The organism is Hahella sp. HNIBRBA332 (assembly GCF_030719035.1).
GTDB lineage: Bacteria > Pseudomonadota > Gammaproteobacteria > Pseudomonadales > Oleiphilaceae > Hahella.
In genome coordinates this window covers 4,430,365-4,456,097 of sequence record NZ_CP132203.1, presented here as the reverse complement: position 1 = coordinate 4,456,097, position 25,733 = coordinate 4,430,365, and the positions used below count along the sequence as shown (strand labels likewise).

At 53.7% G+C, this 25,733-nt stretch carries 30 protein-coding genes; 24 read left to right on the top strand and 6 right to left on the bottom strand.

Features of this window, described 5'->3' with window-relative positions:
- Nucleotides 1-46 precede the first annotated feature (46 nt).
- The 6 genes from O5O45_RS19720 (at nucleotide 47) to pap (ending at nucleotide 9,001) form a co-directional block, all read left to right on the top strand.
- On the top strand, nucleotides 47-1,552 hold the full coding sequence (locus O5O45_RS19720; protein WP_305901064.1) for a DUF5691 domain-containing protein: 1,506 nt from the start codon (nucleotides 47-49) through the stop codon (nucleotides 1,550-1,552).
- Nucleotides 1,549-2,634: an ATP-binding protein gene (locus O5O45_RS19715; protein WP_305901063.1), complete on the top strand. Its 1,086-nt coding sequence runs from the start codon at nucleotides 1,549-1,551 to the stop codon at nucleotides 2,632-2,634. The genes O5O45_RS19720 and O5O45_RS19715 overlap by 4 nt, the downstream gene beginning before the upstream one ends.
- Before the next feature lie 105 nt (nucleotides 2,635-2,739).
- Nucleotides 2,740-5,178, top strand: coding sequence for a DUF5682 family protein (locus O5O45_RS19710; protein WP_305901062.1), 2,439 nt, complete (start codon nucleotides 2,740-2,742; stop codon nucleotides 5,176-5,178).
- A complete protein-coding gene (locus O5O45_RS19705; RefSeq protein WP_305901061.1) occupies nucleotides 5,175-6,326 on the top strand; it encodes a VWA domain-containing protein in 1,152 nt (383 codons plus the stop codon). The genes O5O45_RS19710 and O5O45_RS19705 overlap by 4 nt, the downstream gene beginning before the upstream one ends.
- A gap of 169 nt (nucleotides 6,327-6,495) precedes the next feature.
- Nucleotides 6,496-7,395, top strand: coding sequence for a sterol desaturase family protein (locus O5O45_RS19700; RefSeq protein ID WP_305901060.1), 900 nt, complete (start codon nucleotides 6,496-6,498; stop codon nucleotides 7,393-7,395).
- 106 nt (nucleotides 7,396-7,501) lie between these two features.
- Nucleotides 7,502-9,001 (top strand): polyphosphate:AMP phosphotransferase, encoded by a 1,500-nt coding sequence (gene pap / locus O5O45_RS19695; protein WP_305901059.1) that lies wholly within the window; start codon nucleotides 7,502-7,504, stop codon nucleotides 8,999-9,001.
- A 47-nt stretch (nucleotides 9,002-9,048) separates the two neighbouring features.
- Here the strand turns inward: pap and O5O45_RS19690 are convergent, their stop codons facing one another.
- The gene (locus O5O45_RS19690) at nucleotides 9,049-9,954 is read right to left on the bottom strand and encodes an alpha/beta fold hydrolase (protein WP_305901058.1); all 906 of its coding nucleotides are present in this window, start codon (nucleotides 9,952-9,954) and stop codon (nucleotides 9,049-9,051) included.
- Nucleotides 9,955-10,238: 284 nt separating this feature from the next.
- Between O5O45_RS19690 and O5O45_RS19685 the strand changes: the two genes are divergently transcribed.
- From O5O45_RS19685 to O5O45_RS19640, 10 genes are all read left to right on the top strand, one after another.
- Entirely contained in the window at nucleotides 10,239-10,664 is a 426-nt protein-coding gene (locus O5O45_RS19685) for a type II toxin-antitoxin system RatA family toxin (RefSeq protein ID WP_305901057.1), read from the top strand.
- On the top strand, nucleotides 10,645-11,058 hold the full coding sequence (locus O5O45_RS19680) for a DUF6559 family protein (protein WP_305901056.1): 414 nt from the start codon (nucleotides 10,645-10,647) through the stop codon (nucleotides 11,056-11,058). Before O5O45_RS19685 ends, O5O45_RS19680 begins: the two co-directional genes overlap by 20 nt.
- An 18-nt stretch (nucleotides 11,059-11,076) precedes the next feature.
- Nucleotides 11,077-11,433: a hypothetical protein gene (locus tag O5O45_RS19675; protein WP_305901055.1), complete on the top strand. Its 357-nt coding sequence runs from the start codon at nucleotides 11,077-11,079 to the stop codon at nucleotides 11,431-11,433.
- Nucleotides 11,434-11,648: 215 nt separating this feature from the next.
- Entirely contained in the window at nucleotides 11,649-12,479 is an 831-nt protein-coding gene (locus O5O45_RS19670) for a hypothetical protein (RefSeq protein WP_305901054.1), read from the top strand.
- Between the two features lie 48 nt (nucleotides 12,480-12,527).
- The gene (locus tag O5O45_RS19665) at nucleotides 12,528-12,995 is read left to right on the top strand and encodes an SPFH domain-containing protein (protein WP_305901053.1); all 468 of its coding nucleotides are present in this window, start codon (nucleotides 12,528-12,530) and stop codon (nucleotides 12,993-12,995) included.
- 119 nt (nucleotides 12,996-13,114) lie between these two features.
- Nucleotides 13,115-13,420 (top strand): transcriptional regulator, encoded by a 306-nt coding sequence (locus O5O45_RS19660; RefSeq protein ID WP_305901052.1) that lies wholly within the window; start codon nucleotides 13,115-13,117, stop codon nucleotides 13,418-13,420.
- Nucleotides 13,421-13,449: 29 nt separating this feature from the next.
- A complete protein-coding gene (locus O5O45_RS19655; RefSeq protein ID WP_305901051.1) occupies nucleotides 13,450-14,562 on the top strand; it encodes a hypothetical protein in 1,113 nt (370 codons plus the stop codon).
- Nucleotides 14,563-15,240: 678 nt separating this feature from the next.
- Complete coding sequence (locus O5O45_RS19650; protein WP_305901050.1) at nucleotides 15,241-15,828, top strand: response regulator; 588 nt, start codon at nucleotides 15,241-15,243, stop codon at nucleotides 15,826-15,828.
- A gap of 147 nt (nucleotides 15,829-15,975) precedes the next feature.
- The gene (locus O5O45_RS19645; RefSeq protein ID WP_305901049.1) at nucleotides 15,976-16,845 is read left to right on the top strand and encodes a hypothetical protein; all 870 of its coding nucleotides are present in this window, start codon (nucleotides 15,976-15,978) and stop codon (nucleotides 16,843-16,845) included.
- A 70-nt stretch (nucleotides 16,846-16,915) separates the two neighbouring features.
- Nucleotides 16,916-17,977 carry a matrixin family metalloprotease gene (locus O5O45_RS19640; RefSeq protein WP_305901048.1) on the top strand — a complete coding sequence of 354 codons (1,062 nt, stop codon included), beginning with the start codon at nucleotides 16,916-16,918 and terminating at the stop codon, nucleotides 17,975-17,977.
- 126 nt (nucleotides 17,978-18,103) lie between these two features.
- On the opposite strand, the gene O5O45_RS19635 is transcribed toward O5O45_RS19640, so the two are convergent.
- Together O5O45_RS19635 and O5O45_RS19630 are read right to left on the bottom strand one after the other, a co-directional pair.
- Nucleotides 18,104-18,340: a hypothetical protein gene (locus O5O45_RS19635; protein ID WP_305901047.1), complete on the bottom strand. Its 237-nt coding sequence runs from the start codon at nucleotides 18,338-18,340 to the stop codon at nucleotides 18,104-18,106.
- Between the two features lie 74 nt (nucleotides 18,341-18,414).
- Nucleotides 18,415-19,146: an ArsR/SmtB family transcription factor gene (locus O5O45_RS19630; RefSeq protein WP_305901046.1), complete on the bottom strand. Its 732-nt coding sequence runs from the start codon at nucleotides 19,144-19,146 to the stop codon at nucleotides 18,415-18,417.
- Between the two features lie 88 nt (nucleotides 19,147-19,234).
- On the opposite strand from O5O45_RS19630, the gene O5O45_RS19625 reads away from it, so the two are divergent.
- Nucleotides 19,235-19,585: an NIPSNAP family protein gene (locus O5O45_RS19625; RefSeq protein ID WP_305901045.1), complete on the top strand. Its 351-nt coding sequence runs from the start codon at nucleotides 19,235-19,237 to the stop codon at nucleotides 19,583-19,585.
- Nucleotides 19,585-19,932: an antibiotic biosynthesis monooxygenase family protein gene (locus tag O5O45_RS19620; RefSeq protein ID WP_305901044.1), complete on the top strand. Its 348-nt coding sequence runs from the start codon at nucleotides 19,585-19,587 to the stop codon at nucleotides 19,930-19,932. Before O5O45_RS19625 ends, O5O45_RS19620 begins: the two co-directional genes overlap by 1 nt.
- 9 nt (nucleotides 19,933-19,941) lie before the next feature.
- Here O5O45_RS19620 and O5O45_RS19615 read toward each other — a convergent pair whose 3' ends face one another.
- Both O5O45_RS19615 and O5O45_RS19610 read right to left on the bottom strand, forming a co-directional pair.
- Nucleotides 19,942-20,574 (bottom strand): LysE family translocator, encoded by a 633-nt coding sequence (locus O5O45_RS19615; protein ID WP_305901043.1) that lies wholly within the window; start codon nucleotides 20,572-20,574, stop codon nucleotides 19,942-19,944.
- Between the two features lie 3 nt (nucleotides 20,575-20,577).
- A complete protein-coding gene (locus O5O45_RS19610; RefSeq protein WP_305901042.1) occupies nucleotides 20,578-21,435 on the bottom strand; it encodes a PhzF family phenazine biosynthesis protein in 858 nt (285 codons plus the stop codon).
- 161 nt (nucleotides 21,436-21,596) lie between these two features.
- On the opposite strand from O5O45_RS19610, the gene O5O45_RS19605 reads away from it, so the two are divergent.
- From O5O45_RS19605 to O5O45_RS19580, 6 genes are all read left to right on the top strand, one after another.
- Nucleotides 21,597-22,493 (top strand): LysR substrate-binding domain-containing protein, encoded by an 897-nt coding sequence (locus tag O5O45_RS19605; RefSeq protein WP_305901041.1) that lies wholly within the window; start codon nucleotides 21,597-21,599, stop codon nucleotides 22,491-22,493.
- 44 nt (nucleotides 22,494-22,537) lie between these two features.
- Nucleotides 22,538-22,831, top strand: coding sequence for a hypothetical protein (locus O5O45_RS19600; protein ID WP_305901040.1), 294 nt, complete (start codon nucleotides 22,538-22,540; stop codon nucleotides 22,829-22,831).
- A 21-nt stretch (nucleotides 22,832-22,852) separates the two neighbouring features.
- A complete protein-coding gene (locus O5O45_RS19595; RefSeq protein ID WP_305901039.1) occupies nucleotides 22,853-23,263 on the top strand; it encodes a hypothetical protein in 411 nt (136 codons plus the stop codon).
- Nucleotides 23,264-23,520: 257 nt separating this feature from the next.
- Nucleotides 23,521-23,919, top strand: a complete 399-nt coding sequence (locus O5O45_RS19590) for a hypothetical protein (protein ID WP_305901038.1) — start codon at nucleotides 23,521-23,523, stop codon at nucleotides 23,917-23,919.
- Between the two features lie 60 nt (nucleotides 23,920-23,979).
- Nucleotides 23,980-24,243 carry a hypothetical protein gene (locus O5O45_RS19585; protein ID WP_305901037.1) on the top strand — a complete coding sequence of 88 codons (264 nt, stop codon included), beginning with the start codon at nucleotides 23,980-23,982 and terminating at the stop codon, nucleotides 24,241-24,243.
- Nucleotides 24,244-24,281: 38 nt separating this feature from the next.
- The gene (locus O5O45_RS19580) at nucleotides 24,282-25,007 is read left to right on the top strand and encodes an SOS response-associated peptidase (protein ID WP_305901036.1); all 726 of its coding nucleotides are present in this window, start codon (nucleotides 24,282-24,284) and stop codon (nucleotides 25,005-25,007) included.
- Between the two features lie 50 nt (nucleotides 25,008-25,057).
- On the opposite strand, the gene O5O45_RS19575 is transcribed toward O5O45_RS19580, so the two are convergent.
- Entirely contained in the window at nucleotides 25,058-25,669 is a 612-nt protein-coding gene (locus tag O5O45_RS19575; protein WP_305901035.1) for a C80 family cysteine peptidase, read from the bottom strand.
- Nucleotides 25,670-25,733 lie beyond the last annotated feature (64 nt).

The window sequence follows — 25,733 nt, the reverse complement described above, 5'->3', positions numbered from 1 at the left end:
AGCCGTCGGATCTATTCAGAAATCATCATGCAGGTCGAGAATCATCATGCAGGAATGGAACGATAGCGTTAAGCGGCTGATATTGGGCTGCGACGCCCAGGACGCGCCCTGGACTGCGCCATCGGCGGAGTTGGGCGCGGCGCTGGATAAAATGGCTGAGGAGCCGGCGGAGCGCCGATTGCTGAAGGCCGCCGTTATGTTCAACTTCACGCGTCTGCTGGGACAGTCTCACCAACGCGCTCTGGCGCTGAAGCCAGCTGAGTATGAAAACGTCGAACAGTGCAGCGAACGCGCGGAAGAATTACTGCGCGCCGCTTTGCGCACGAAAGACTCGCGTTTGTTAGCGGAGTATTTGACGGCGCTGGCGGACGCCGGACGTGTGTCGCCGCCGGCTGCGTTGGCGGATTTGTTTGACGCAGCGCTCAATCAGCCCCGATTGCAGGTCAGTCTGCGCCACGTCATGGGCGCCCGCGGGCGCTGGTTGTGCGGACTCAACCCCAAGTGGGAAGCGCTGCGCAGCGACGCTCCTGCGTCGGAGGAACTGGCTCACCTCAGCGGCGTGGCCCGAGTGGACGCGTTTCGTCGTCTGCGTGAAGCGGACCCAGCTGCAGCGCTGAATCAATTGAGCGCGATCTGGAAAGACGAGCCCGCCAAGGAGCGCGCCGCGTTACTGGAAGTGATGAAAGTCGGTCTGAATCCCAACGACGCTGAATTTCTGGCCGCCTGCGCCGATGATCGCAGCTTGCCGGTGCGATATCAGGCGACCCGCTACTTGGCTCAGTTGGGCGATGCGTCCGTGTTGACGCCGTTACGGGAGTGGCTCGCCAGTTCTTTGCAGTTAAAGAAGGCTTTGCTGAAAAAATCCCAGCTGAACATCGAGCCGCCCAAAGACTTTGATAAATCCTGGGAGAAATGGGGCGTCAAAGAAGACCTGACGCATTTGCCTAATCGCACCAAAGTGGGCAAACGGGCGGGCTGGTTTTATCAAGTGCTGGCTTTGCTGCCCCCGCGCATCAGCGCCGAGATTCTGCAAACGTCCTTGGAGCAGGCCATTGATTTGTATCGCCGCAGCGATTACGCAGAAGCCGCGCTACAGGCATTGTCCGAAGGCGCTATGTTGCACGGCGACGTAACCTATTTTGAGGTTTTGTTTCCTGCGCTGTCCGAAGTGGAGCGTACGGAATATCTGGGCGGACTGGCCGCCGGTTTCGCTGCTGAAAAGATAGAGCCTCTTCTATTGCCGGCGCTGCAGGCGGCGATGAAGAAAGACAGCCAGTTCTGGTTGCCGGTGCTGTATCAACTCAAAGCCTTCTCCCGTCTTACGCCAAAATTATCCGAAGCGATTGCGGAGATGCTTCGCGCCAAGATCCTCGAAGGTGAAAGCTGGTACTACGACGCTCACCAGACGATTGACCAACTGGCTTACCAATTTTCGTTGACGTCTTACGAAAAAATTCGCTCCCTGCTGGAGCCATTGCAAGACGATCGAACCAACCCTTTGCTGGCGGTGTACAAGAACCGCGTTGATTTCCATAAGGAGCTACAGTCATGACCGAACAAGCCATTTTAAGACAGCACGCAGAGCAACTGTTCCAGCAGGAACTGGAGGCATTGCGTGAAGTGGACAAGCGTCAGCGTCCTGCTAACTGGGCGCTGTCCCCTTGGGCGGTCTGCACTTATTTGATGGGGGGCAAGCTGGATAACGGCTTTGAAGTGACGCCCAAGTACATCGGCTCCCGCAGACTGATGGAAATCGCCGTGGCGACGCTGACTACCGACCGCGCTCTGTTGTTGTATGGCGTGCCCGGTACGGCGAAATCCTGGGTGTCCGAGCACTTGGCGGCGGCGGTGTCGGGAGATTCCACCATGGTGGTGCAAGGCACTGCCGGCACCAGTGAAGAAGCCATGCGCTACGGTTGGAACTACGCGCAACTGCTGGCTCACGGTCCCAGTCGGGATGCATTGGTGGAGTCGCCGCTGATGCGCGCCATGTCGCAGGGCAAAATCTGCCGGATCGAAGAACTGACGCGGATTCCATCTGACGTTCAGGATACGCTGATCACCGTGCTGTCGGAAAAACACCTGCCCATTGCCGAGCTGAATGATGAAGTACAGGCGGTACGCGGTTTTAACGTTATCGCCACCGCCAATAACCGCGACCGTGGCGTCAACGAGCTGTCCAGCGCACTCAAGCGTCGCTTCAATACGGTGATTCTGCCTACGCCCGCCACCATTGAAGAAGAAGTGAACATTGTCTCCAAGCGCGTCAGCGATATGGGGCGCGCCCTGGAGTTGCCGGTGGAGGTTAACGCTATTGCGGAAATCCAGCGTGTGGTGACGATTTTCCGCGAACTGCGTGAAGGCAAAACCCTGGATGGCAAAGAGAAGCTGAAATCCCCCAGCGCTACGCTCAGCACCGCTGAAGCCATTTCCGTTATGAATAGCGGTCTCAGTCTGGCTCATCACTTTGGCGACGGGAAGTTATCGGCTTCGGATCTTGCGTCGGGTCTGATTGGCGCAGTGGTGAAAGATCCTGTGCAGGACGCGGTGGTTTGGCGTGAATACCTGGAGACGGTGGTGAAAGAGCGCGACGGTTGGAAAGACGTGTATCGCGCCTGTCGCGAACTGAGCTGAAACATCGGGTCTGACGAACGCGCGTCTGCCGCAGGCGCCGCTATTTGCGGCGGCGCAGCAATGATGGCTTAACGGCGCGCGTCAACAAAGGGCGACAAGCGAAGCATGCTTATCAACGACAAGATTTTATACCTCGGCATTCGCCATCATGGACCTGGCTCCACCGCCAGCATGTTGAAGGCGTTGGCGGATTTCCAGCCGGATATTCTATTGGTGGAAGGGCCCCAGGAAGCGGAGCCATTGCTGGAGCATCTGCACAGCGAGCAGTTGCAACCGCCAGTGGCGCAATTGATATACGCCGGCGATGACTACCGTGACAGCGTATTTTACCCGTTCACCGAGTTTTCACCGGAATGGCAGGCGATGCACTTTGCCCGTCATAACAACCTGCCGTTGCGTTTCATAGATTTGCCGCAAACGCACAGTCTGGCGTTGGCGCGACAAGCCCGACTGGAAGCCGCGGCCGCTACGGAAGTCGCAGAACAGGAGATGATAGCGCAGGAGCAGAGCGCAGCGGCGCCAGGTGAACGTCCTGAGAGCCAGAATGAGGCGGAAACTGATGCGCCAGCGGCAGAAGAGTCGACAGACGAGAACGCCGGCTCTGAACAAGATAGTGAGCCAAGCATTGACTCATTGACCCTCTGTGGCGATCCTCTCGACGCGCTGGCTGTGGCTGCGGGCTTTTCCGATGGCGAACGCTGGTGGGAGCATGTGGTTGAGCAACACAGCCAGGGCGCAGAGGTGTTCGCAGCGATTGCGGACGCTATGGGCGCGTTGCGCGCGGAAGCCTCCGCCCAGAAGCTCAGTGACCGGGAAGCGCGTCGCGAAGCCTGGATGCGTTCTATGGTGCGCAAGGCGGAAAAAGAAGGCTATCAACGCATTGCTGTGATATGCGGCGCCTGGCACGTGCCGGCGCTGGTGCAAAAAGTCGCGATCAAAGACGACAATGCGCTGATCAAAGGCTTACCCAAGATTAAATTGAGCGCTACCTGGATACCCTGGACCTATGATCGCATCAGTTACCGCAGCGGTTATGGCGCTGGAGTGGACGCTCCTGGCTGGTATGAGCATATCTGGCGCTATGCCGTACGTGAGGGTGAGAACAGTGCGCCTGTCCGCGACGGTATTTCCGTTTCTTGGCTGACGAGAGCAGCGCGGGAGTTGCGGGAGCAGGGTTTTGATGTGGCGCCTTCCAGCGTCATTGAAGCGGTGCGCATGGCGGATACGCTGGCGGCGTTGCGGGAGAAACCGCAGCCCAGTCTGGATGAGATGAATGAAACCATCCAGACCTTGTTCTGCTTCGGCGACGCCGCTCCCTTGGCCTTGCTGCAACGTAAACTTCTGGTCGGCGACCGCATTGGAACCGTGCCGGAAAATTTGCCTAAGACGCCGCTGCAGGCGGACTTGCAGGCGCAGCAGAAATCCTTGCGTCTGAAGGTTTCGACAGTCGAGGAAGATCTTGAGCTGGACTTGCGTAAAGACAACGGCAAGCTGCGCTCCGCTTTATTCCATCGGCTCAACTTGCTAGGTGTGAAATGGGCGCGTCTGGTGAGCGATCGCAGCGGCAAGGGCACCTTCAAGGAAATCTGGCGTCTGCAATGGCAGCCGGAGTTTGAACTCAATCTGATCGAACAGAGTCTGTGGGGCAACAACATCGCTACCGCCGCCATGGGATACGCTCTGGAGCAGCTGCGCAACGCCAGCAAGCTAAGCGATATCACCGCCTGGGTGGATCGACTGCTGCTGGCGGATCTGCCAGACGCCATACAGGATGCGATTATCTTTCTGCAACAGCAGGCGGCGACAGTCAATGATGTGGACCAGCTGATGGCGGCGCTGCCACGACTGGTGAACATCGTGCGTTATGGCGATGTACGTGGCGCGGATACCTCTATATTGCATCATGTTATCGAAGGCTTTTGCGCCCGCATCAATATCGGACTGGTGTATCAGTGCCGCAATGTGGATGAGGACGCCGCCAAGGCGCACGCCAAATTGATCGCGGACGTCACGGATGCTCTCAAGCTCTATGCGGATGCTGAGCGACTTGCTGAGTGGTGGCGGGAACTTTCCCGTCTGGCGCGGCAATCCGAGGTGAACGGCGTAATTCTGGGGCGCTGTTATCGCTTGCTGCTGGGAGCGGATCAGATCAGCGGCGAAGACGCCGCGAATGCATTGTCCTTCGCGCTGTCTGCGGCGGAAGAACCTGCTCACGCAGCGGCCTGGATTGAAGGACTGCTGGAAGGCTCCGGATTATTACTGATTCACGATGACCGCTTGTGGACAGTGCTGGATGGGTACTTATGCGCCTTGCCGGAAGAACGCTTCATGCTGTTGCTGCCGTTGTTGCGCCGGACTTTCTCCAGCTTCGCCGACGGCGAGCGGGCCAACCTGCGACGCAAGTCCCGCTCCACCACGGCGACCGTCGCCGGGGTGACTGCAGATCCTGATTTTGACTACAGCCGGGTGAACGCCATGCTGCCCATGCTGGAAACCATGCTTGGCCTCGGCGCCAATAACGATACGGAGACCTCATCCACATGACTCTGCTTTCCGAACGTGAAAGACGCTGGCGGCTGTTGCTCGGCGGCGATAATCAGGACAATTCGTCGATGAGCGCTGAGGATATGCAACTGGATCAGATATTGAACGCGTTGTACGGCTCTGACGGCGAGCGCGGCGCGGATTTATCCTCTTCTGCGCCGAAAGTGGCGCGCTGGCTGGGAGATATTCGCGAGCGTTTTCCCAGCTCCGTCGTACAGGTAATGCAGAAAGACGCTTTCGAGCGCCTGAACCTGGAGCGCATGCTGCTGGAGCCGGAGATGCTGGAAGCGGTGCAGCCGGATATCCATCTGGTGGCCAATCTGATGTCGCTAGGGCATCTGATTCCAGAACGGTCCAAAGAAACCGCACGGCAAGTGGTGCGCAAAATTGTCGAAGAGTTGATGCGCAAGTTGCAAAGCAGCACGGAGCAAGCTATCCGCGGCAGTCTCAATCGCGCCATGCGCAAGCAGCGCCCGCGTCACGCTGATATCGATTGGGCGCGCACCATTCGGGCGAACCTCAAGCACTATCAGCCGGAGTATCGCACCATCGTGCCGGAACGCTTGATCGGATATGGCCGTAAACAGCCCAGTGCGCTCAAGGAGGTAATGCTGTGTGTGGACCAATCCGGCTCCATGGCGTCGAGTGTCATATACGCCAGTATTTTTGCGGCGGTGATGGCGTCCATTCCTGCGTTGAAAACCCAGTTGGTGGTGTTTGACACAGCCGTGGTGGATCTGACGGAAAAGCTGCAGGACCCGGTGGATGTCTTATTCGGCGTGCAGCTGGGCGGCGGCACGGATATCAACAAAGCAGTCACCTATTGCCAGCAGCAAATCACTAAGCCGCAGGACACCTCGTTCATTCTGATTACGGACCTGTATGAAGGCGGCGACCAGAAGCAACTGGTGCAGCGTGTGGCGGAGCTGAAGCACGCGGGCGTTAACGTTATTACTTTGCTTGCCCTCAATGATGACGGCGCGCCTTATTTCGACAAACGTCTGGCGCAACAGTTCGCCAGTCTGGACGTTCCCACCTTCGCCTGTACGCCAGACCAGTTCCCTGACCTGATGGCGGTGGCCCTGGGTGGAGGCTCGGTTGCGGACTGGACGGCGAGTCAGGATATTGTGATGGAGCGGCAGGGGTAGCGCGCCCTGCCGCGGGCTTCCCTCATCCAGGGTTGCTCAATCACGATAGTCTGCTGTCGTCTCAGGCCAATAACCCCGGCGTGAAACATCTATAATCAAACTGTCTCCGCAACGGAAAATGTCCACACTGGCGCAGGCCGATTATGTATGGACTTAACGGAGTGTTCGGATGCAGTTTGAACTTCAATATTTATTACTTGCGTTAACGCCTGTCTTTCTCGGCTTTATCGCTTGGGAAGCTTGGTATCTGCGGAGCAGGGGCGCGCGCTTTCCGACTGCGCGTTATACCTGGCCGGATACGCTCAGCAACGCAACTTTGGCGTTAATGCACGAGGGTTCCGAGGCGGTTGCCGCCATCGCGCTGATTTATGTTTACGATGCGGTTTTTTCATTGCGCCTGTTTGATATTCCCAGCGCCTGGTGGAGTTTCATCCTGCTGTTTTTGCTGCAGGATTTTTGTTACTACTGGTTTCACCGCGGAAGCCATCGTATTCGTTGGATGTGGGCGTCCCATGTCGTGCACCATTCTTCCGAGTCCCTGAATCTCTCCACTGCGTTTCGGCAGAGCCTGACTTATCCTGTTTCCGGCATGTGGTTGTTCTGGCTGCCGGTTATTCTGGTCGGGTTTACGCCGCAACAAGCCATAACTATGGTGATGCTGAGTCTGGCGTTTCAGTTCTTTATCCATACCCAGGTGGTGAAGCGGCTCGGCTGGTTGGAAGCCATTTTCAACACCCCCTCTCATCATCGCGTACACCATGCGCGCAATCCGGAATACATCGACAAGAACTTCGCTGGCATTCTGATTATCTGGGACAAAGTGTTCGGCACCTTTGTTGCGGAGAAAGAGGAGGCGCCTTGTGAATATGGCGTGGTGAAACAGGTGCGCAGCCACAATCCGCTCTTTCTGACCTTTCACGAGTGGCGTGACATGTGGCGTGACGCCTGCGCGCCCGGGCTTTCTCTGGGGGGCAGATTAAGGGCGTTGTTCGGTCCGCCGGAGGCTGCGTCATCTGACGCGCAATCAGAGAATCAGACTAAGACGCCGATGAACGCGGCCTCGACCTGAACGCATACTTTTTCGACTCCCGTCGCCTATATCCACTATAGTTAAAGGACAAGTAAACGGCGGCCTCCATGCGTCGTAAAGGGTTTGGGAATCAGAGGGTTGTGGCATGTTTGAAGCGGTGGAGCTGGGGCGCAAGCTGGACAAGAAGGACTACAAGAAGCAGGCCTCGTATTACAGAGACAAACTGTTGTTCGCGCAGTTCGCCCTGGTCAATGCGGGCGTGCCTGTGTACATCTTGCTGGAAGGCGTCGACAACACATGCAAAGGCGAAGTAGTCAACCTGCTGAATCAGTGGCTGGATACCCGGGGACTGGAGGTCACCGGTTTTGGCCCCAAGACGGATGAAGAGGCGGAGCGGCCCCGTTTCTGGCGTTATTGGCGTACTTTTCCCGCCCGTGGGCGCATCGGCCTGTTTTATGGCTCCTGGTATACCGGGGAGTTGATCAAACGCACCCTGGATAAGCAAAGCAAGGTTGATTTTGACAGCCACATGTTGCGCATTAATCGTCTTGAAAGCATGTTGGCGCAAGACGGCGCGCTGATTCTGAAGTTCTGGCTGCATACCTCCAAGGCGTATCAGAAGCGCAAGTTTAAAGAACTGAAAAAGGACAAACACGGCCGCTGGCAGGTGTCAGAACTGGATGAGGCGTTACATGAACGGTATTCCGACTACATCAAAGCTGCTGAGCGCGCGGTGCGGTTGACCGATCAGCCGGAGACGCCATGGATCGTGGTGGAATCCGAGGATGACTACTTTCGCAATATCATGGTGGCGAAAACGATCCTGCAGGCGTTTGAAAAGCGCTTGGCGGAGAAACAGGAAAACATCGAAGCCTCCAAAACCGCCTCCGCCAAAAAGCCTCCCGGCGATTTTCCGACGGAAACCGTATTGGACCAGATTGACCTTACTAAGGAACTTTCCGGGGAGGAATATGAGGAACGTCTGGAGCTGGCGCAGACGCGATTGAACAGTCTGAGCTGGCGCGCCTACCATCAGGGCGTCTCCACCGTGATGTTGTTTGAAGGTTGGGATGCAGCGGGGAAGGGCGGCGCTATTCGTCGCATTATGGAAGCGGTCGATGCGCGCATCGCCAGAGTAAACTCCATTGCCGCGCCGACGGATGAGGAAAAAGCCCATCACTACCTTTGGCGATTCTGGCGGCATGTGCCGCGGGCGGGGCGCGCCACGATTTATGATCGTAGCTGGTATGGACGGGTGTTGGTCGAGCGTGTGGAAGGATTCGCCAGCGTAGATGAATGGCGTCGCGCTTATTCAGAGATTAATGATTTTGAAGAACAACTTTGCGACCACGGCAATGTCCTGTTGAAGTTCTGGCTGCATATTGATCAGGAAGAACAGCTAAGACGGTTTGAAGAGCGTAAGGCGACGCCTCGTAAGCGCTATAAAATCACGGATGAGGACTGGCGCAATAGAGAAAAATGGCCGGCTTATGAGCTGGCGGCCCACGAGATGATCATGCGCACCAGTACGGACTATGCGCCTTGGACGCTGGTTCCCGCCAACAGCAAACGACATGCCCGAGTGACGGTGCTGGAGACGCTGTGCGACAGGTTGGAGAAAGCGTTGCAGGAAAAGCGCGGGTAGCCAGGGCGGTCTGCGCCCTGACTCCTTCGGTGATGGTTCATTCCAGGCTAGATCGCCGGCGCGGACGCGCTGGCTTCACGCTGAAAGGTAGGCTCCGAGTCTCGCAGGAAGTCGGCGATGAGAGGACAAACTTCCGCACCCTTGTCCTCGGGCAGGAAATGGCCCGCGTCATCGAAAGTTACCGCAGTATGATGATTGAGTAACTGCATCCAGGTGCGCAGCTCCCTTTCCTGAAAGGCGAAGTCTTTCATTCCCCACAATAACAGCGTAGGTATATCGGCGATGTTGGCGCGTTTTTCCCAGAGTTCTTCCAGCCACTCGTCCGCTTTGATGATCTGCTTGGGAAACACCCAGCAACCCTTACGCTCCGCCGGGTTTTTTAGAGGTTCCGAATAATGCTTATAAACATCCGCGCTCAGTTTTTTCTGCACCGCCTGTTTAAGTAACACACTGACGAAAACATTGAAGCGCTTGATCATGAAGCGTCCGAACAGTCCCCCCATCAAGGCGCTGAAGGTCTCATATTTTACATCGCCGTGTGTGGACCACATCCAGGTGTTCATAATCACCAGCCGGTGCACGTTGTGAGGATTGTTCAGGGCGTAGGAAAGGCCGATAGGGCCACCCCAGTCCTGCACTATCAGCGTGACGTCCTGTAGATTCAGTTTCTTGATCAGGGTTTCCAGGTTCCTGGCGTGATCTTGCGGCAGATAGGACCAGTCGCGTGGCTTGTCGGAGAGGCCGAAGCCGAGATGGTCCGGGACAATGCAACGATATTGTCCAGACAAACCTTTGATCATGTTGCGATACAGAAAGGACCATGTTGGATTGCCATGCAGCATGACAATAGGCTTGCCCTGACCTTCGTCGACGTAATGCATGCGTCCTGGTCCGAGCTCAATATAGTGCGAGGTGAAAGGGTATTCCTCTCTATTTATCCATTGATCGTCCATGGCGGCTCCATTTTTCGGATTTTAGCCTGATTAAAGGAGTAGTCTTCTTGAAAGCTATAGGATTAATAGTTATACGTACGGCGCTTATCCATCAGATGAACAATTGCGCGCTTCACGGAAATTCCTTGTCGCCGGGAAGCCTGTCGGAATGATGGGAAGCCTTTCTACTTTAAATGAGACAGCTGCTTGCGACCAGAGGAAAATTGCCGGGAAGGCGATTGTGTCGCTGATGAGTGGATGTTTATGCGCGTCGATCTTTTGTAGTGAATATGATAGAGCAAAGTTTGGAAATAAAAGCGTCTCCCGAGATGCTGTTTGACCTCAGTCAGGATTACGGTAAACGCTTGGCATGGGACCCGTTTCCAGAATCTTATCGCTTTTTAAATGGGACACAGCCTGCAAAGGGATTGCAGCTTGAAATCGTGGCGAAAAACGGTTTCTCCATGACCGTGGAGTATGTCTCTTATAAACGCCCATCTGTTGTCGCGATAAAAATGGTGAAAGGCTCCTGGATGTTTGCAAAATTTGCCGGGTCCTGGACATTTCAGCAAATATCCCCTGACAGCAGCAAAGTGACCTTCAAATACAACATCATTGGGGGCCCGTCATGGCTGCGTTATATAGTGACGCCAGTGATCAATTTTGTATTTGGTCGTAGCGCTGAGCGTAGACTGTCTGCGCTTAAACATTATGCTGAAGCTATCCAGTAATAATTCAAACAGGTTGATTTTCCAAAGGACTAATATGTTAGGCAGTTTCTTTAAGCGCCGTGCGCTGAATAAATACTTGCGAGTGCTCCCGTCCGTATTGCGTAAGGATTATGGCGGCGGTCCTCAATATACAGTTGGACAGATTACGACAGCGATTTCCAAATACGGCTTGCCTGGCAAGTATGCCCATTACGCCGTCGCGTTGTTTGCCGTTCAGGATAATATTGAAGCGGCTTTCACTGAACACTTTCCAGAATTGGAATACGAGCGAGTTCGGAAAGAGTTGGCGGACAGGTTTTTCGCTGGCGATTTAGACTTCAAGGTGAATATCAGAGGTTTCTCTCCAACTGGGAATGCCCCAGGAGGAGCGCCCACCTGCGGCGGATCGGATTAATCGCATACGGAAAGTCTGATGAAAAAAATCCACAATATGATATTGGCGCTGCTGATTTCTTTATCCATTCTATACGCGCTATTTCAAGCTTACCTGAATCTGCAAGGCTTTGATGTCTCCGATTCAACAGACACTGTGTGGAGCTTGGTGTTTGCATCGCTGGTTGCTCTATGGGTGTCCAAGGACCCAAAGAGACAATACTTTAAAGCGCCATTCGAGTTTCATGCGTTTGTATTCTTTCTGTGGCCTTTTATTCTTCCATACTATTTGGTGAAAACCCGGGGCGGCGTCGGTGTTGTTCAGTATCTGGGTTTCTTGGGAATGAAACTGCTTTCCTTTTTTGGCGGATTTTTCCTTTATTTCTATTATTTATGAAGGTTTGATAAGGTGAATATAATGTATTTGGCGATGTTGTATATACATTAATAAAGCAACCTGAATGTAAGCTGAACAAGATTAAATTTTAAGGTTTGTCTATCTAATTAATATCTGTTTAGAATGCTTGGCGTGAGAGTTAACCATCTGTTTTTTGCCTCACACTCTCCTTTTAATTCAAAGTGGAAGAATCCAAGAGTTCTAGAGATATAACTATGAATAAACACGTTCTTGCTTGCAGTCTTTTTACGCTCTCTGTTTCGTTATTTGGTTGTGGCGGAGGTGGCGGCAGCGGCTCCAGTAACAGTCAGCCTGCTGACACGTTGGTAATTAATAGTGAAAACGCGCCGAAGATTGCCGCCATTGTTGTTGCCGCTGATTTTACTGGTGGTTTAGAAAGCGGTATCGATGATGCGTCTGATTTTGCGGCCATTCCTGTGCAAAAGAAGTATTTTGAGGCGCTTGACGATGGGCGTTTTGAGCGCAACACAACGGGAGGCGGTTTATCTGTTAGTTGCGAACACAACGGTACGGTCACTATGGATATGACCTCAATATCGAATGACGGTGGCGTCTCAACTACTTTTTCGGGAACCTTTGCATTTGATAACTGTAGTGACGACGGCGATTTTACCTTGAATGGAGCCTTATCGACTGCTGGTAACAGTTATGATCATGGCTCAAGGAGTAACTCCAACACGAGTGGAAGTGTAAGTTTGCGTGACCACTATACTGGCAAGAGCGTCACTATCGGCGACATCAATATGTCGATGAACATAGAATATGGCGAATACAATTACAGCCAGTCCTATTATGTCAGCGGTTCAATGATTGATGACAAGAGGTTTAGCGTTATGACTAGACAGCAAGTGTCCGGTGTTGTTGACCATGCGCCTACTGCCGGCCTCCTTCAGGTTAACGGCGCGGAAGGCTCAGGCTTCACCATTGAGTTTGATTCAGTCGGAGACGGCGTTTGGATCGACCATACTGGCGGTCGTGGGACTTACTACTCATACGCGGAGCTGAAAGAGTTGGCCGGGGACTGATCTCCGTTTAACATGATGCCCAATTCTTTTTTGGAGTTGAGTTTTTAGATGTATCAAAACCGACAAGCACTGGCGTTAGGATCTCTGATATTTTTGGCTGTCGCATTTGTGGCGTTCATTCTTCTGGCGTTATGGGGATGGCCAAAGTACAAAATATACAAAATGGAGGCGGACGGCGTAGCCGCGCTGCGGGAAGCGGAATGGACCAAGAAGATTCTGATAGAAGAAGCCAAAGCCAAGGAACAGGCGTCGCTTTTGCAGGCGAAAGCTCAAGTCACGTTGGCCGAAGCGGAAGGCAAGGCGATGATTGCGCGCGCCAAAGCCGAAGGTCAGGCGGATATTGAAAGAGCCAAAGCCGCCGCTGAAGCCAACAAAATTATCGGCGCGTCGCTAAAAGACAATGAAGCCTATCTACGCTACATCTGGATTAAAGGCTTGCAGGACGGCAATGGTGAGCGGATTTATATTCCCACCGAAGCCGGGTTGCCGATACTGGAGGCCGGTAAGGCCAAGTAGGGGCGCTGTTGATTCATTATTGCTCACTTGAGCACGATGAGGTCCTGCGTAATTAATGACGGACTTATTGCGCTTCATGACAGGCGCTGTGGCGTTTGCCAATAGAATGCATGGAACCCATGAAATCAAAGACCCCCATTCCACAAGAACGCAATGAAACGGTCAGGCGGGAACTGATGTCCGTATTGCTGGACGGCGCTTTTACTGTCGGCTCTTTATCAAAGCTGATAGGAAAATCCGAGAAAGAAATTTACGGTCATCTGGAGCATTTGCAGAAGACCGGTTCTCTGAACATTGAACCTGCCCGCTGCGGCAAGTGCGACTATGTATTTGAAGACCGCTCCCGAGTCAAAAAGCCGGGCAAATGCCCCAAGTGTAAAAGTACTTTTATTGACGAACCGGTATTCTCCGCAAAGTCCCGATAGGGCATAAAAGAAACCTCTGGAGGCGACTTATGCACAGCGAACAGGCGTTGCGCGAAACAATACAAAACTATCGGCAGGCGCTGCGCCGGTATTTGCTGGACTTGATCGCAAAGATCAAACCGTCGCCTTATAACGAAGATATCTACGCGTTCATTATCGATGTGCGCGTACATCACTATTACTGCGTGGTTGGCGTAAATAATCTGGCTGGCTATCAGGCTTTTACCGGAAGTGAGAGTCACTCCGCCGCAGATTTACTGGGTTTTAGCGGACGCAAATTCAATGTAGACGACTTTCCCATTCGGGCGGAAGGCAATGATGAGCTGGAAGAGTTCAGCGTATTGTTTAATGAAATCTGTCGTGACTATTTTGATGCGTCGGAAGACGCGGACGCAGAAACGGATGAGCGGGAAACCGCCGGGCGTCTTCTCACGCTCCTCCCTGACCTCTACCTTGAGGCGCATGTCGACGCTCTGAAAGAAGTCAGCGCGGAGTTGCGCACGATGAACACCGTCGATGACTTCGTGGCGTTTGTCGCGGCGAGTTGGGACGTGGATGAAGCGGAGAGTGTGGCTTTGGCCAAACAAACCATCGCCGATGATGTGTTTGACAGGGTGTTCGAACCTTCTCAAGTTATCACTGTGGAAGAGCAGGATCTGTCCGACGTTGATGCATTGTTGCAAAAGGTCGCTGATTACTACCTGTATTCCGGTTCAGATCGACCGATCCTGCATGCCGACCTGGTTCGTAAATATGAACGTGTGCTGGCGGACGCCCGACCGCAGGTAGACGATGCCCTGATCAGCGTCATCAGCGATCTTCTGGCGGAGGCGCAGCGTAAGAGAAAAGATCAGGATGAGCCGTATTTTATCAATCTGTTTGAAAAAGAGGGCTCCTTCCTGTCGGCTATCTGTGGCCTCTTTTTCGCTAACCCTGTCCCTTGCCAGACAACGGAAAAGCGTCTGCTTGAGTTGCTCGCCAAAGTTTGTGCGGAGCCCTACCGAAGTACTGGCCAGACCATGTCCATCGCGCCTTCTCTGATAGCGGATGTCCTGCATGCGCTGAATGAGGCGCGCTTCCCTTTATCTGATCAATGTCTCACAACTTTCTACCTGCAAAACTATAAAGCGTACTTGTCGTAGCCGGTCAAACCACAGGCGTGGACAAGTTGTCGGCGCTGGGAAAAAGCGATCAAGATCATTCCGGTAGGCGTTACGACTCGACGGCTTATTGGAATGGTCGGTCTTTGTGGCGCCGCAAAGCGCAGGAACCGCGCGCAAGCCCAACACGGATTAGCTTGAATATGTTCAGAAATATCGCTCATTGCGTTCGCGTAGAGAAGTCGTCTCTTATCCATAGCTTATGCCCGGCACACCGTTCTGAGGGGCGAAACCTTGTTGCGCCTGGATGGCGGCGTCTCCCTTGATTGGCCAACCGAACCTGAGCGTTCGCAGCAAGCTTGTCCTGATCTGCCTGAGTCTGAGTGTGCTGCCGTTACTCATCGACATCAACCAGGCTGATAATCCTACAGTTATAAGAGGCAGCTGAATCTGTGGCACGCCGCTTTCTCTTGCGCCTAAACCATCGTTTACCCATAACGCGCGATAGCGGAAGGGAGAGGGAGGGGTGTAGACTTTGAATCAGGGGAAGCCTGAAAGCGATTTCGATTTTTCAACGAAACGGAGAGGCTGATCCTTGATGTTAAAAAATAAGTACACGGCGCTCTCCGAATGTAACAGGGAAGCACGGCGTTAACAGGGAAATTGTTGATCTCGCTTCTTTTCCCGCTGAGTCCAATGCTTTTGGCAGGAGCGGCCGGGATGATGCTGAGTGTGCGAATCAATCGAATATTGTTGGCCGAGGAGAGTCCGGTTTTATGCGCCAGGCTGCGGCATACTCTGGCGCAAATGGCGCCTCATGCGGACATTCACGTTTCCGCATCGGTAGAGCAAACCCGCCGGGAATTACTGGAGTGGCGCCCGGTACTGGCGGTGATCAACTTCATGCTGGAAGATGGCGGCATCGCCTCCCTGCTTAATGATATCGGGTTATTTCCCGTCGCTCCCTTTGTCCTTGGCATTACCTCCAACGGTTCACGTGCGGATACTGTCCTGGCGATGCGCTGTGGTTTTTCATACGTCATCGATAAACCTTTTGATCTGGGCACATTTGAACAAGCGGTGCTGCAGACAGTTTCCTCTCCTATGTCATTGGCTTCCAGCATCAACAGGATCGTCAGTCCACTGTTATACAGCGACGATGACGAGCTGGACCTTAAAAAACTTACCGCGGACATTGAGACGCTGATATTTAAAATGGCGATCGCCATCACCGGCTCCAAGAAGGGTTTAGGGCGTCTTTTGGGTATTTCCCGCCAGTTAGTTCAATACCACCTGAAAAAGCTTTGATCGGGTCTTGGTGAACGGCTTGCATCACCAAGGGGCGCCAAAATCTTTGCACTTTTCATGATTTGTACGTGAGTTATTATCACCTTTGAGGGCGTTTATGCCCTCTGCTAGTAACACCCACCTCATTTCTCTAAAAGGAGATTGGAAATGAAGAAATTACTCCTAAATTCAGGTGCGGGTCTGTTGCTCCTTCCCTTGCTCGCCGCATTGATGTTTGCGGCCACCGCGCAGGCGACGACGTTAATCTACAAAGACTTTAATTCGTTGGTCGCTGAGGCGCAGGGCATTGTAGTTGGAACGGTGAAAGAAGTGGTATCGCAACGGGCTGAGGACCGGCAGCTGTATACCTATGTCCGCCTGGCGGACGTTGAGACCCTGGCGGGGGTCTATCACGATAATGAACTTACGTTGATGATGAGCGGCGGTTATGACGGCCGCAACGGCCTGCACGTTGAAGGCAGCCCTGAGTTCAGCGCTGGCGAACGGGTTGTCTTGTTTGTCGAAGGCAATGGTCAGCGCATGGTGCCTCTGGTTGGTTGGGGGCAGGGCGTATTCCGTCTGCAGAATGATGAACGCGGAGCCGCCATCGTCACTGATGAGGTTGGCAATGAAGTATTTGGCGTCGGCAAGAAAGGCGAAATTCTGAAGGCGAACCGTCATGCACAGCGTGCTCAAATCGCCAATTCGGAGTATCTGGCCAACGCCAGCAGCGCACAGGGCAAAGCCAGCGCTGGTCGTTCTGACGGCGGCGAAGCGATGCTGGCGCCGCAGGAAGCCAAAGGCGCGCCGATGAGCGCCGAACGCTTTCTTGGCATGGTGCGGAGCCAGGCGCAATCTCGCGCGTTCGCTCAGGAATTGCGTTCCGTGAAAGTGGGGCAGGCGCTTGAACGCAAAGCGCGTGATGCAGGCTCCGCCGGTTCAGCCAACTCCGCCAATAATATGAGCGACGAGTCCGCCGCCTCCGCATTGCCCCGTAGAACTCCCCAAGGGGCAAGGTCGTCCATGGATCGGGACTGAACGCGTTTAACGCGCAAACCAGTCACGAGCGGCTATTCGAAGACAGGTACGTTTAGAAGGAGGACTTTCTATGTATCGTCAAGCTATTCACAAATTACTATCGGGGCTGAGCGACGTCCGGCTGATTTTGCTGGCGGCTCTCTGCCTTGCGGCGCCTTTCGCCGGAGCCTACACCTACCGCACTTGCGACGGTAACGCGATCAAGTGGAACGGCAACCAGACCACAATGTACATCAGCACCACCTCATTCCCTGCCGGCAGTACCTGGGATTCGCGGCTGCAGAATGCTATGTGGCATTGGAATAACGTTAAAGGCTCGCGCTTTTTGTATTACGTCAATCGCGATACCGATGGCAGTCATAACGATAATAATGGGCGTAATGAAGTCTACCTTGATAACAGTCTGGGAGGCAGCACCCTGGCGGTGACGCTGACCCGTTACCACTGTTACTGGCTGTTCGGCTATCAGTACGGCATTGACGAAACCGATATCGGTTTCAATAACAACATCAGTTGGAATTTGGGCAGCCTGAGCTATACCAATCTGGGATCGCCTTACAGCTTTGAAAGCGTCGCTCTGCACGAACTTGGACATGCTCTGGGGTTGCTGCATGAAAACCGCTGGATGGCCACCATGAATTCCTATTACCCGAACAGCGGTCCTCTCGGCCACTATAAGGAATGGGACCCCTTGGCGGATGATCGTCTGGGATCGCGGGTGATCTACCCCGACAGCACCACAGAAACCGATATCGCCGGCTCCGTGTTTAAGCGCACTGGCACAGGCACATCCGGGCTGGTGTCCAGTCCGACATACGCCTATCGCGGCACGAACGTCACTATCCAGTTCACGTTCAGCAACCAAAGCACGGCGACCAAGACCTTCGATATCAACTTCTATCTGTCCACTAATAATTACATCAGCACTGGGGACACCTATCTAGGCTCCAACTACGGCGCCTGGGGCTCAGAGGGCTTCACCGGCACATTCAGTCGCACGCTGTATATCCCCACCACGGTGGCGCCGGGAACCTACTGGCTTGGGTTTATTGTCGACCCCAACAATGCGATATCCGAATCGGTTGAAAGCAATAACTATATGGAAATGCCCAGAAGCATCACGATCTACTAACTATGGAAAAATCGTTGTATCCCTGGCTCCTGGGACGGACCTTAGAAGGTCCGTCTCTCGTTTTTCTCCGCTTTCCCCTGTGGCGCATTGCTTGTAAAAATTACAAATCCACAGTGCGCTGAAGGCTCAGGAATCTGCTGTGTCCGCTACGGGTTGGGAGGCGGATTTCTGTTTTTGGGACTTATCTTTTTCCTCCTCTTCGTTTTCATGTTGCGGCGGGCCGGAGTGGTCCACTGGCGTGAAAGAGGGCGGGTCGCTGGCGGGAAAAGACTGATCGGATACTTCATCCACAGCGTCGATTTCATCTTTGCGCTCTTTCCTTGTCCTTGTTTCCGTTTCGTTATCCTTTGACTGCTTGCTCATAGCGTTTCTCCCTATGGCTTAAACGAGTGTGATGATCACCTAAGTCATTACAAGCTTTATGCCAGAGTGAAAATTCAGGCGATTTGATTGGTTAACGCGTAGCGGTTGCGCAGGGCTTGCAGTCCGTCAGCCGTGAATCGGATCACTCGGGAATCCAGATCTTTCCGCGCCCAGCCCCGATTGAGAATGTCCTGTAAAACCCATTGTCCGAGTGAGCCCGCCAGGTGGTGTCGGCGTTCGCTCCAGTCCAAACAATTTTTGCATACAGGCCGGCGTAGTTTCTCCAGGCTGCCGACATCCGCGCCTAATGAGTTAAACAGATCGCGACCGCTTGGGGTCAGGAGTAATTGTTGATCCTGCTCGATCAACACGCCACTGCTTTTGAGGCCGTCGAGCAGGCTGACGCCGACTTCTCCCGCCAAGTGGTCGTAACAGACGCGGGCATGCCGCAGCGCTGGATCTTTCGGGCCGGTAGAAGCGCGACTATGTTCCACCGTGGCGGAAACATTCAGCAGCGTTTCCAGGAACTCGGCGATCTCGCGGCTGCGTAACTGGAAGTATTTATGACGTCCTTGCTTCTGGGGGATCACCAGTTGCGCGTCTGTCAGCTTTTTCAGATGACTGCTGGCGGTGGCGGCGGTGATGTCCGCTTCCGCAGCCAGTTCCGTTGCGGTCAGGGCTTTTCCGCCCAGCAAGGCGATGAGCATGCTGGCGCGGGCGGCGTCGCCGATAAGGGCCGCGACTTTTGTTATGTCTGGAACTTGGTTTATGTCCGGGTCTGGACTGAAATGCGATTCGTTCGACATGAGGCAATCACTGACAGTTCGATGGGCGTCGAAGCATGGCTTCCTGATGCAGTTAGACTGCCGGAAAACCCAAACAGAGACAACGACGATGAATCTGATCTGCTTTATTGAATATCACATAGATCCATTCCAGTTGGATGCATTTCGAACTTATGCGCAAAACTGGGGGCGGATTATTCCAGAGTGTGGCGGGGAGCTGATTGGCTATTTCCTTCCCCATGAAGGGACCAACTATGTCGCCTACGGACTGATTGGTTTTGAGAGTCTGGCCGCCTATGAAGCCTACCGGACCCGCCTGAAAAACGATCCCGCCGGACGGGAGAACTTTCAGTTCGCCCAGGCGCATAAATTTATTCTGCAGGAGCGTCGCACGTTTCTCACAGCGGCGCCGGATACCTTGTTGAAGTTGAGCGCTCAGGCGCTGGGGAAGGTGAGCTGATGTTCGCCGTTATCTTTGAACTGGAGCCCAATCCGGACAGAAAAGCTCAGTATTTGCAACTAGCCGCGGACCTTAAACCTCTACTGGAGACCATCGACGGCTTTATATCCATCGAACGTTTTCAAAGCCTGAGTCAGCCGGAAAAACTGTTGTCCCTGTCTTTCTGGCGGGACGAAGAGGCGGTGAAAGTCTGGCGCAATCAGGTGGAGCACCGTATGGCGCAGCAATGCGGCCGTACGGATGTGTTTTCGGATTATCGGCTGAGGGTCGCTGCAGTGATTAGAGACTATGGCATGACGGATCGGGCGGAGGCCCCGGAGGACAGCCGCGCTGTCCTCCGGGGTTGAAAGGACGACTTACCGGTGAGACGCCATCAGACCCGCGCCCATGGCCATGAGGGCGCCGCCCAGCGTGCGACCGATATGGCGTCCGCCCGCCCGCAATTTTTCCAACACGCGCTGGTGCGTAATGCCGATCGCCAACGCTGAGAACCAGAGACCGTGCGCCAGACTGATGATCAGCCCATAAAGCAACTGCACCGCCAATGACGTGTCCGGGTTCGCTACCTGGGTGAAGATGCTCAGGTAGAAAAGGGTGGTTTTGGGATTCGTGGCGTTAGTGATGAAACCTTGCCGGAAATATGCCCAATCGGATTTTGCACTGTCTGGAAGAGCGTGCTGCTGAGGGATCTCCAGACGACTTTTCCAGGTCTTCCAACCGATATAAATCAGATAGAGCCCGCCCACCCACTTCACCGCCGTAAACACCCAGACCGAGCTCGCCATGAGCACCACCAGACCGGCGAGGGTATAGGCGGTATGCACCCAGGTGGCGCTGGCGACGCCGAGCGCCGCGAGCAGCCCCGCGCGACGCGAGTAGAACAGACTGTTGCGGGTGATCATGGCGAAGTCTGCGCCGGGACTGATCGCCATAAACACCGCGATCATGCAGACCTGTACCAGCTCGGCGGAGAGCATGGCATCGATCATGACTCAGCCCTCCATGATTTTGGCGACGCCGCCGATCCACAGGCGATGTGGCAAGCCGTCAGTGATTTCCAGCTCCGCCTCGATCAGGCTGGGAGAGCGGGGCGTCATCAAGCGGCCCTGTTCAATGAGGTAATGCTCACCCTTTTGGCCCAAAACTTCATACAGGTATACCGAAGCGCAGCCGGCGCCCATTCCAGTCGCTGATTCCTCATTAATTCCATAATAAGGGGCGAACATGCGGGCGCTGATGGTGCGGCCGCTCACTTCCGTCTCCGGGCTAATAACATAAAAACCGATAAGACCGAGCGCTTCGCTCAGGGCGGCGATGCGTTGCATATCAGGTTTGATACGGCGCAGATCATCCATGGTGGGTAGCGCGATCACCAGAAAAGAGACGCCGACATTGACCACATGGGGTGTCGCCAATGCGCATACCTTCTTCGCTTCCAGTCCCAAAGCGTTGGCGGCTGCTTCCTGTTGCGCTGCCGTAATCGGGGTGACATGCCGACGGATTTGCTCCAAATAGGCTTTGTCACCTTCGATGCGGATATGGCGTGGTCCGTCTATGGTCTCTTTGCTATGCGCCCCCTGGTCGACTTTGCCTTGTTGTGCGAGGACGGAAAAAGCCGCAACCGTGGCGTGTCCGCAGTGGGGGATACGCTTGGTGGGGGTGAAAAAGTCCAATTTCACTGTGGCGATATCAGAGTGCGATACGAATGCGGTTTCCGGATATCCGGCTAGGCTGGCGAGGCGTTGCATTTCCGCTTCCGCCATTCCGTCCGCCTCCAGCACTACTCCGGCGGGATTACCGCCGACGCCGTTATCGACGAAAGAACTTATTAGTTTGACTGAATGATTCATCGGCTCGCCTCCGCTACACAAAATATGGTCAATAAAACGTTTGCGCTTTATTGAGGGGTTTTGAGAGGATTATGAGACGAACTGTTGGCAGTATCGAACGATATACTTATTAGTCACACTTATAAATAGTGGCGGCGCTCTGATCGAATCTGAGACCTTTGATGATGGATAAACAACTTCTTGCCGACCTGCTTTATCTGGAGGCGATAGCGGAGCAGCAAAGCTTCACCGCCGCCGCTTCCGCCATGGGCGTCAGTCAGAGCGCCATCAGCCAGAGCATCAAGCGCATGGAGGCGCAACTCGGCTTCCCTCTATTGGAGAGAACCACGCGACGCATGCGGTTTACCCCTCAGGGGGAGCGTTTGCTGCTGGGCGTTCGCAGGGCGCTTGGCGAGATCAAAGGCGCGCTGGATCAGATTCATAGCGAGCGGGAAGAAGGCGTGTTGCGAGTGGAAACCTTCGCTACTTTCGGGATGTACTGGTTGTTGCCCAGGCTGCCGGAATTTCACAAACTGCATCCCGGCATTCGTGTGTATCTGAATACGGAAGAGAGCATTCGCCCCGCCGGATCAGGTGATGCGGACGTCATGCTGCGCTTCGCCTCTGCGCCGCCTAGCGGCTTTTTCAGTCAGGTGTTGGGAACAGAGCGGATCTTTCCGGTTTGCAGCCCTCTGCTGCTACAACAGTATCCTGATGTGGGCGCTTCTGAGGTGTTGCGGCAGGCCACCTTGCTGGCCACAACCAATGACGGCTCTGATAACTGCATGAAGAGTTGGGAGCAATGGTCGCGACGCACAGGCATCGATGTCGGCAAAGATATTATCTATTTCAGTCGCACGGAACTGGTGCTGCAAGCCGCCCAGGCCGGCCAGGGCGTGGCGCTCGGCCGCACCTACATCGTCGCGGACGCTATCGCTAACGGCAGCCTGATCGCCCTGGACGCAGACCCGATTCCCGCCCCCTTCACCTACTACTTCGCCACCCCCTATGAACGAGCGGACTGGCCAAAAGTGAAGAAGTTTCGGGAGTGGTTGATGGGGAAACTAGTGGTGCAATAAGGCAAAGTTAGAATCAGAGACATCGTTACAAATAGAGGATGTGAATGCTCAAAAAACTATTCGAATCAGATGTTCCCCTGTTCATGATCATCATATTGTTTGCAGTACATACTCTCCCCTTAGCATGGGCATGCAGGGTCGCTTGGGGAGCGGAGGACGCTGGTTATATACTTACCGTTGCAGTTTCTAAATTCCTGCTAGGGGTTGTTATTCTTCCCGCTTGCCTTGTGCTGGTCGGGCTGTTTCTCAAGTGGCTGGATCGGGAGTTTAAACTCGGCAATATGTATTTTCTGGGGGTGTTTATGACGGCGGCGGCTAATTTTAATGGCTCTTTGTAGCCGAGGTAGAAGGAGCGGCTGATGGAAATGCTTCCATGTCCAGAATGTGGCGCGAATATCGAAGTAAGGTGGTGGCGATTTATGTCCTTCCACTGCCCAGCTTGTAGTGCGCACCTTCGTATTGAAGGCAAGGTGGTTGATCAGTCTCAATACAATAAGCGCAGAATGATTGTGCTTATACATATGGGGACTGTTCCCTGTATCAATCTCGTTGCTGAGCAATTAATAAATAAGGTCTACCTGATTGTCATCTCTCTCGGAATTGTTTTGTTTGTATTTTGGAGGATGGGGCCGGATAAAAGTGTCTCAGGGAAGGAGATTAAGCTTTTAAAAAGCGCGGAGCTGATTGTAAAGCCCTGGATTGCTGCAGTGACCATTATCGGGGCTATCTTGTTCCTTTTGTTTCCCCTGTTATTACCTTGGTTCAAATAACTTGCTCTTGGATAAGTCAAACTAATTAAGTCGTCCCTTGTGCCCAGACAGTCGAGCTAAAAATATAAAAAGAGGTTTTTACTTAGATTCGGCAGCTTCATCGTCCTGGACGCAGACCCATTTCCCGCCCCCTTCACCTACTACTTCGCCACCCCCTATGAACGAGCGGACTGGCCAAAAGTGAAGAAGTTTCGGGAGTGGTTGATGGGGTTGTTGGTGAACTCATCGGATTAAAATAGCGACGTTAAGAGAGAAGTATGCACTTGAACAAACGTAAGCAGCTGGATCAGCAAGGCATCGATCTGGACTATCTGCAAAAGCTGATGCGCTCGTTATTCCCTAAAAACAATGACTGTGCGTCACAGGCGGACCTGAGCGAGGTCTTGGACGAACTGCTGCAGTTTGGCGTGCGTAGCAAAAAAGAGCTTCGGCTGCTGATGAAGAAATATCGACACTGCTTATTAGCCATAGATAAAGAGCCGCTCGATCGAATTCACCAGCGGATTTACCGAGAAGATATGGGCGACGCGGCTTATTTGGATGCAATAAGGCGGCAATACTGGTTTGGCTATCCCGCACTGATCCGCATCGCCATGGAAATGGAGTTTGGCGAGGCGTATGAACGCTATAGCGAAGCAAGAGACCTTACCGCCTGAACTTGTCTGGCGAGGTAGTGTTTTGTGTGGGGTTGGTAACTGAAGTAATGGGTAGCTTTTATGGCGTTTCCTCCAGAAGAAAGTCTGTTGTATAAAACCACGTTTGATAAAGCAGAAGCTGAAATGAAACGTGAAGGGATGGAGTTTGTTCTTCAAATATCGCCGCAATGGCTAGTGCGCTGGAATACTTTCAAATCTCAGCATTTGCATGGGGATGAGTTGTGGTACTTTGAGCACTTTCCTGAACCGCTAACAGGGGCCGCTGGGTATTGCCTGAAGCGGGCTGGAGATATTGTTTCTGTTATCACTACGAAGCGCAGTTGAGTAGTATTTTGGAAAAGTAAAAGAAGGACTCCCTGATTATGTGCGGCAGATTCAACGCCACCGCCTCCGCTGAAATTGTTGCGGCGATGGAAGGTTTTGGTTTTGACGCCACCGGCCTGCGCAAATGCTGGTTTGGCGATATGTTTAATATCGCGCCGACGGAAGCGGTGATGGTGGCGATTCAGGAAGGCGGCAAGCGCTATTTGCGGGAGATGCGCTGGTGGTTGACGCCCCATTGGGCGTCGGAAATTTCCAATAAGTTCAGCATGTTCAACGCCAGGGCGGAGACGTTGGAGAAAAGTCGTGCGTTCAGCGGACCGTTCAAATATCGGCGCGGCGTGATACCTGCGTCGGGATTTATCGAGTGGCGTACGGAGAAAGGCGTCAAGCAGCCCTATTATCTGAAGCCGCCCTCAGGACACTGCTATTTCGCCGCGCTCTGGGACGTCTGGCAGAAGGAAGAGCACTATCTGGAGACCTGCGCCATTATCACTACCGAAGCCAGCGACTCCATCCGCTGGCTTCATGACAGAATGCCGGCGTTGTTATCGCCGGATCAGTTCGACGCCTGGGTCGACCCTGCGACGCCATTGAGTGACGTCCGCGCGATGCTGGTCCCTCGCGATTTGAGCGACTGGGAAATCATTCCCGTTAATCCGTCCATCGGCGCCGCAACCAACAAAAGCAGCGACGCCGCTCTGCCCGTTAATCCGACAGTCAGGGACGAAAAGCTAACTCAGTTCGAGCAGACTGAGCTGTTCTGATATGAGCTGTCCTGATATGACCTGTCCTGATATAAATAGTCGTAGGCGACTCAACAAATTTCCATCATATCGACCGGCTCCCTCACATTGGTGATCACCTGTTTGCCGCCGTTCCATGAAAACAGATATTTGGTGTTATCACCTTTATGTTGGTAACGCTCTCCAAACCCGCTGTAGTTAAAGCGGGTTTCCTTCTGGCCCTGCGCATTGACGATCATGGTCGCCGGACGGGCCGTGACATCCGCGATAACTCCGTGATCCTGCTTCAGCGAGTTATGAAACGTCGCCGCGAAACTATTGGCGGGATCGAAGGTTGACTGGGTGGCGTTGCCGGCGGCGTAACAGACGGTCAGACTGATTTTCTTGATTTGCTTCAGTCCCGGCGCGGCTTTATTGGCGATGAAAGTCGCCAGCGCTTTGCCATATTTCCCTGCGCAGGACACACCGTTCAAATCGCCATGTCCGACAAGCTGGATACGTGAATTCTCCGTCAGCGCGCCTAAGCCGGCGCTATTGATGACAACGTGGGTTTTGGTCGCCACGTCGTACTCCACCAGTTCCGATTTATCCGGGTGTTTCCGGTACAGGTTTCTCCCAAAAGATCGCAAGTTATCCTTGGGCTCAGTTAACAACACAATAATCAGCTGCTTATCGTAGTTCATCCTTTTCCTCTCCTTTGTTTGACGCCCGTTTTTTGCGCGATGACTGCGTTACTCAGGCTAATAT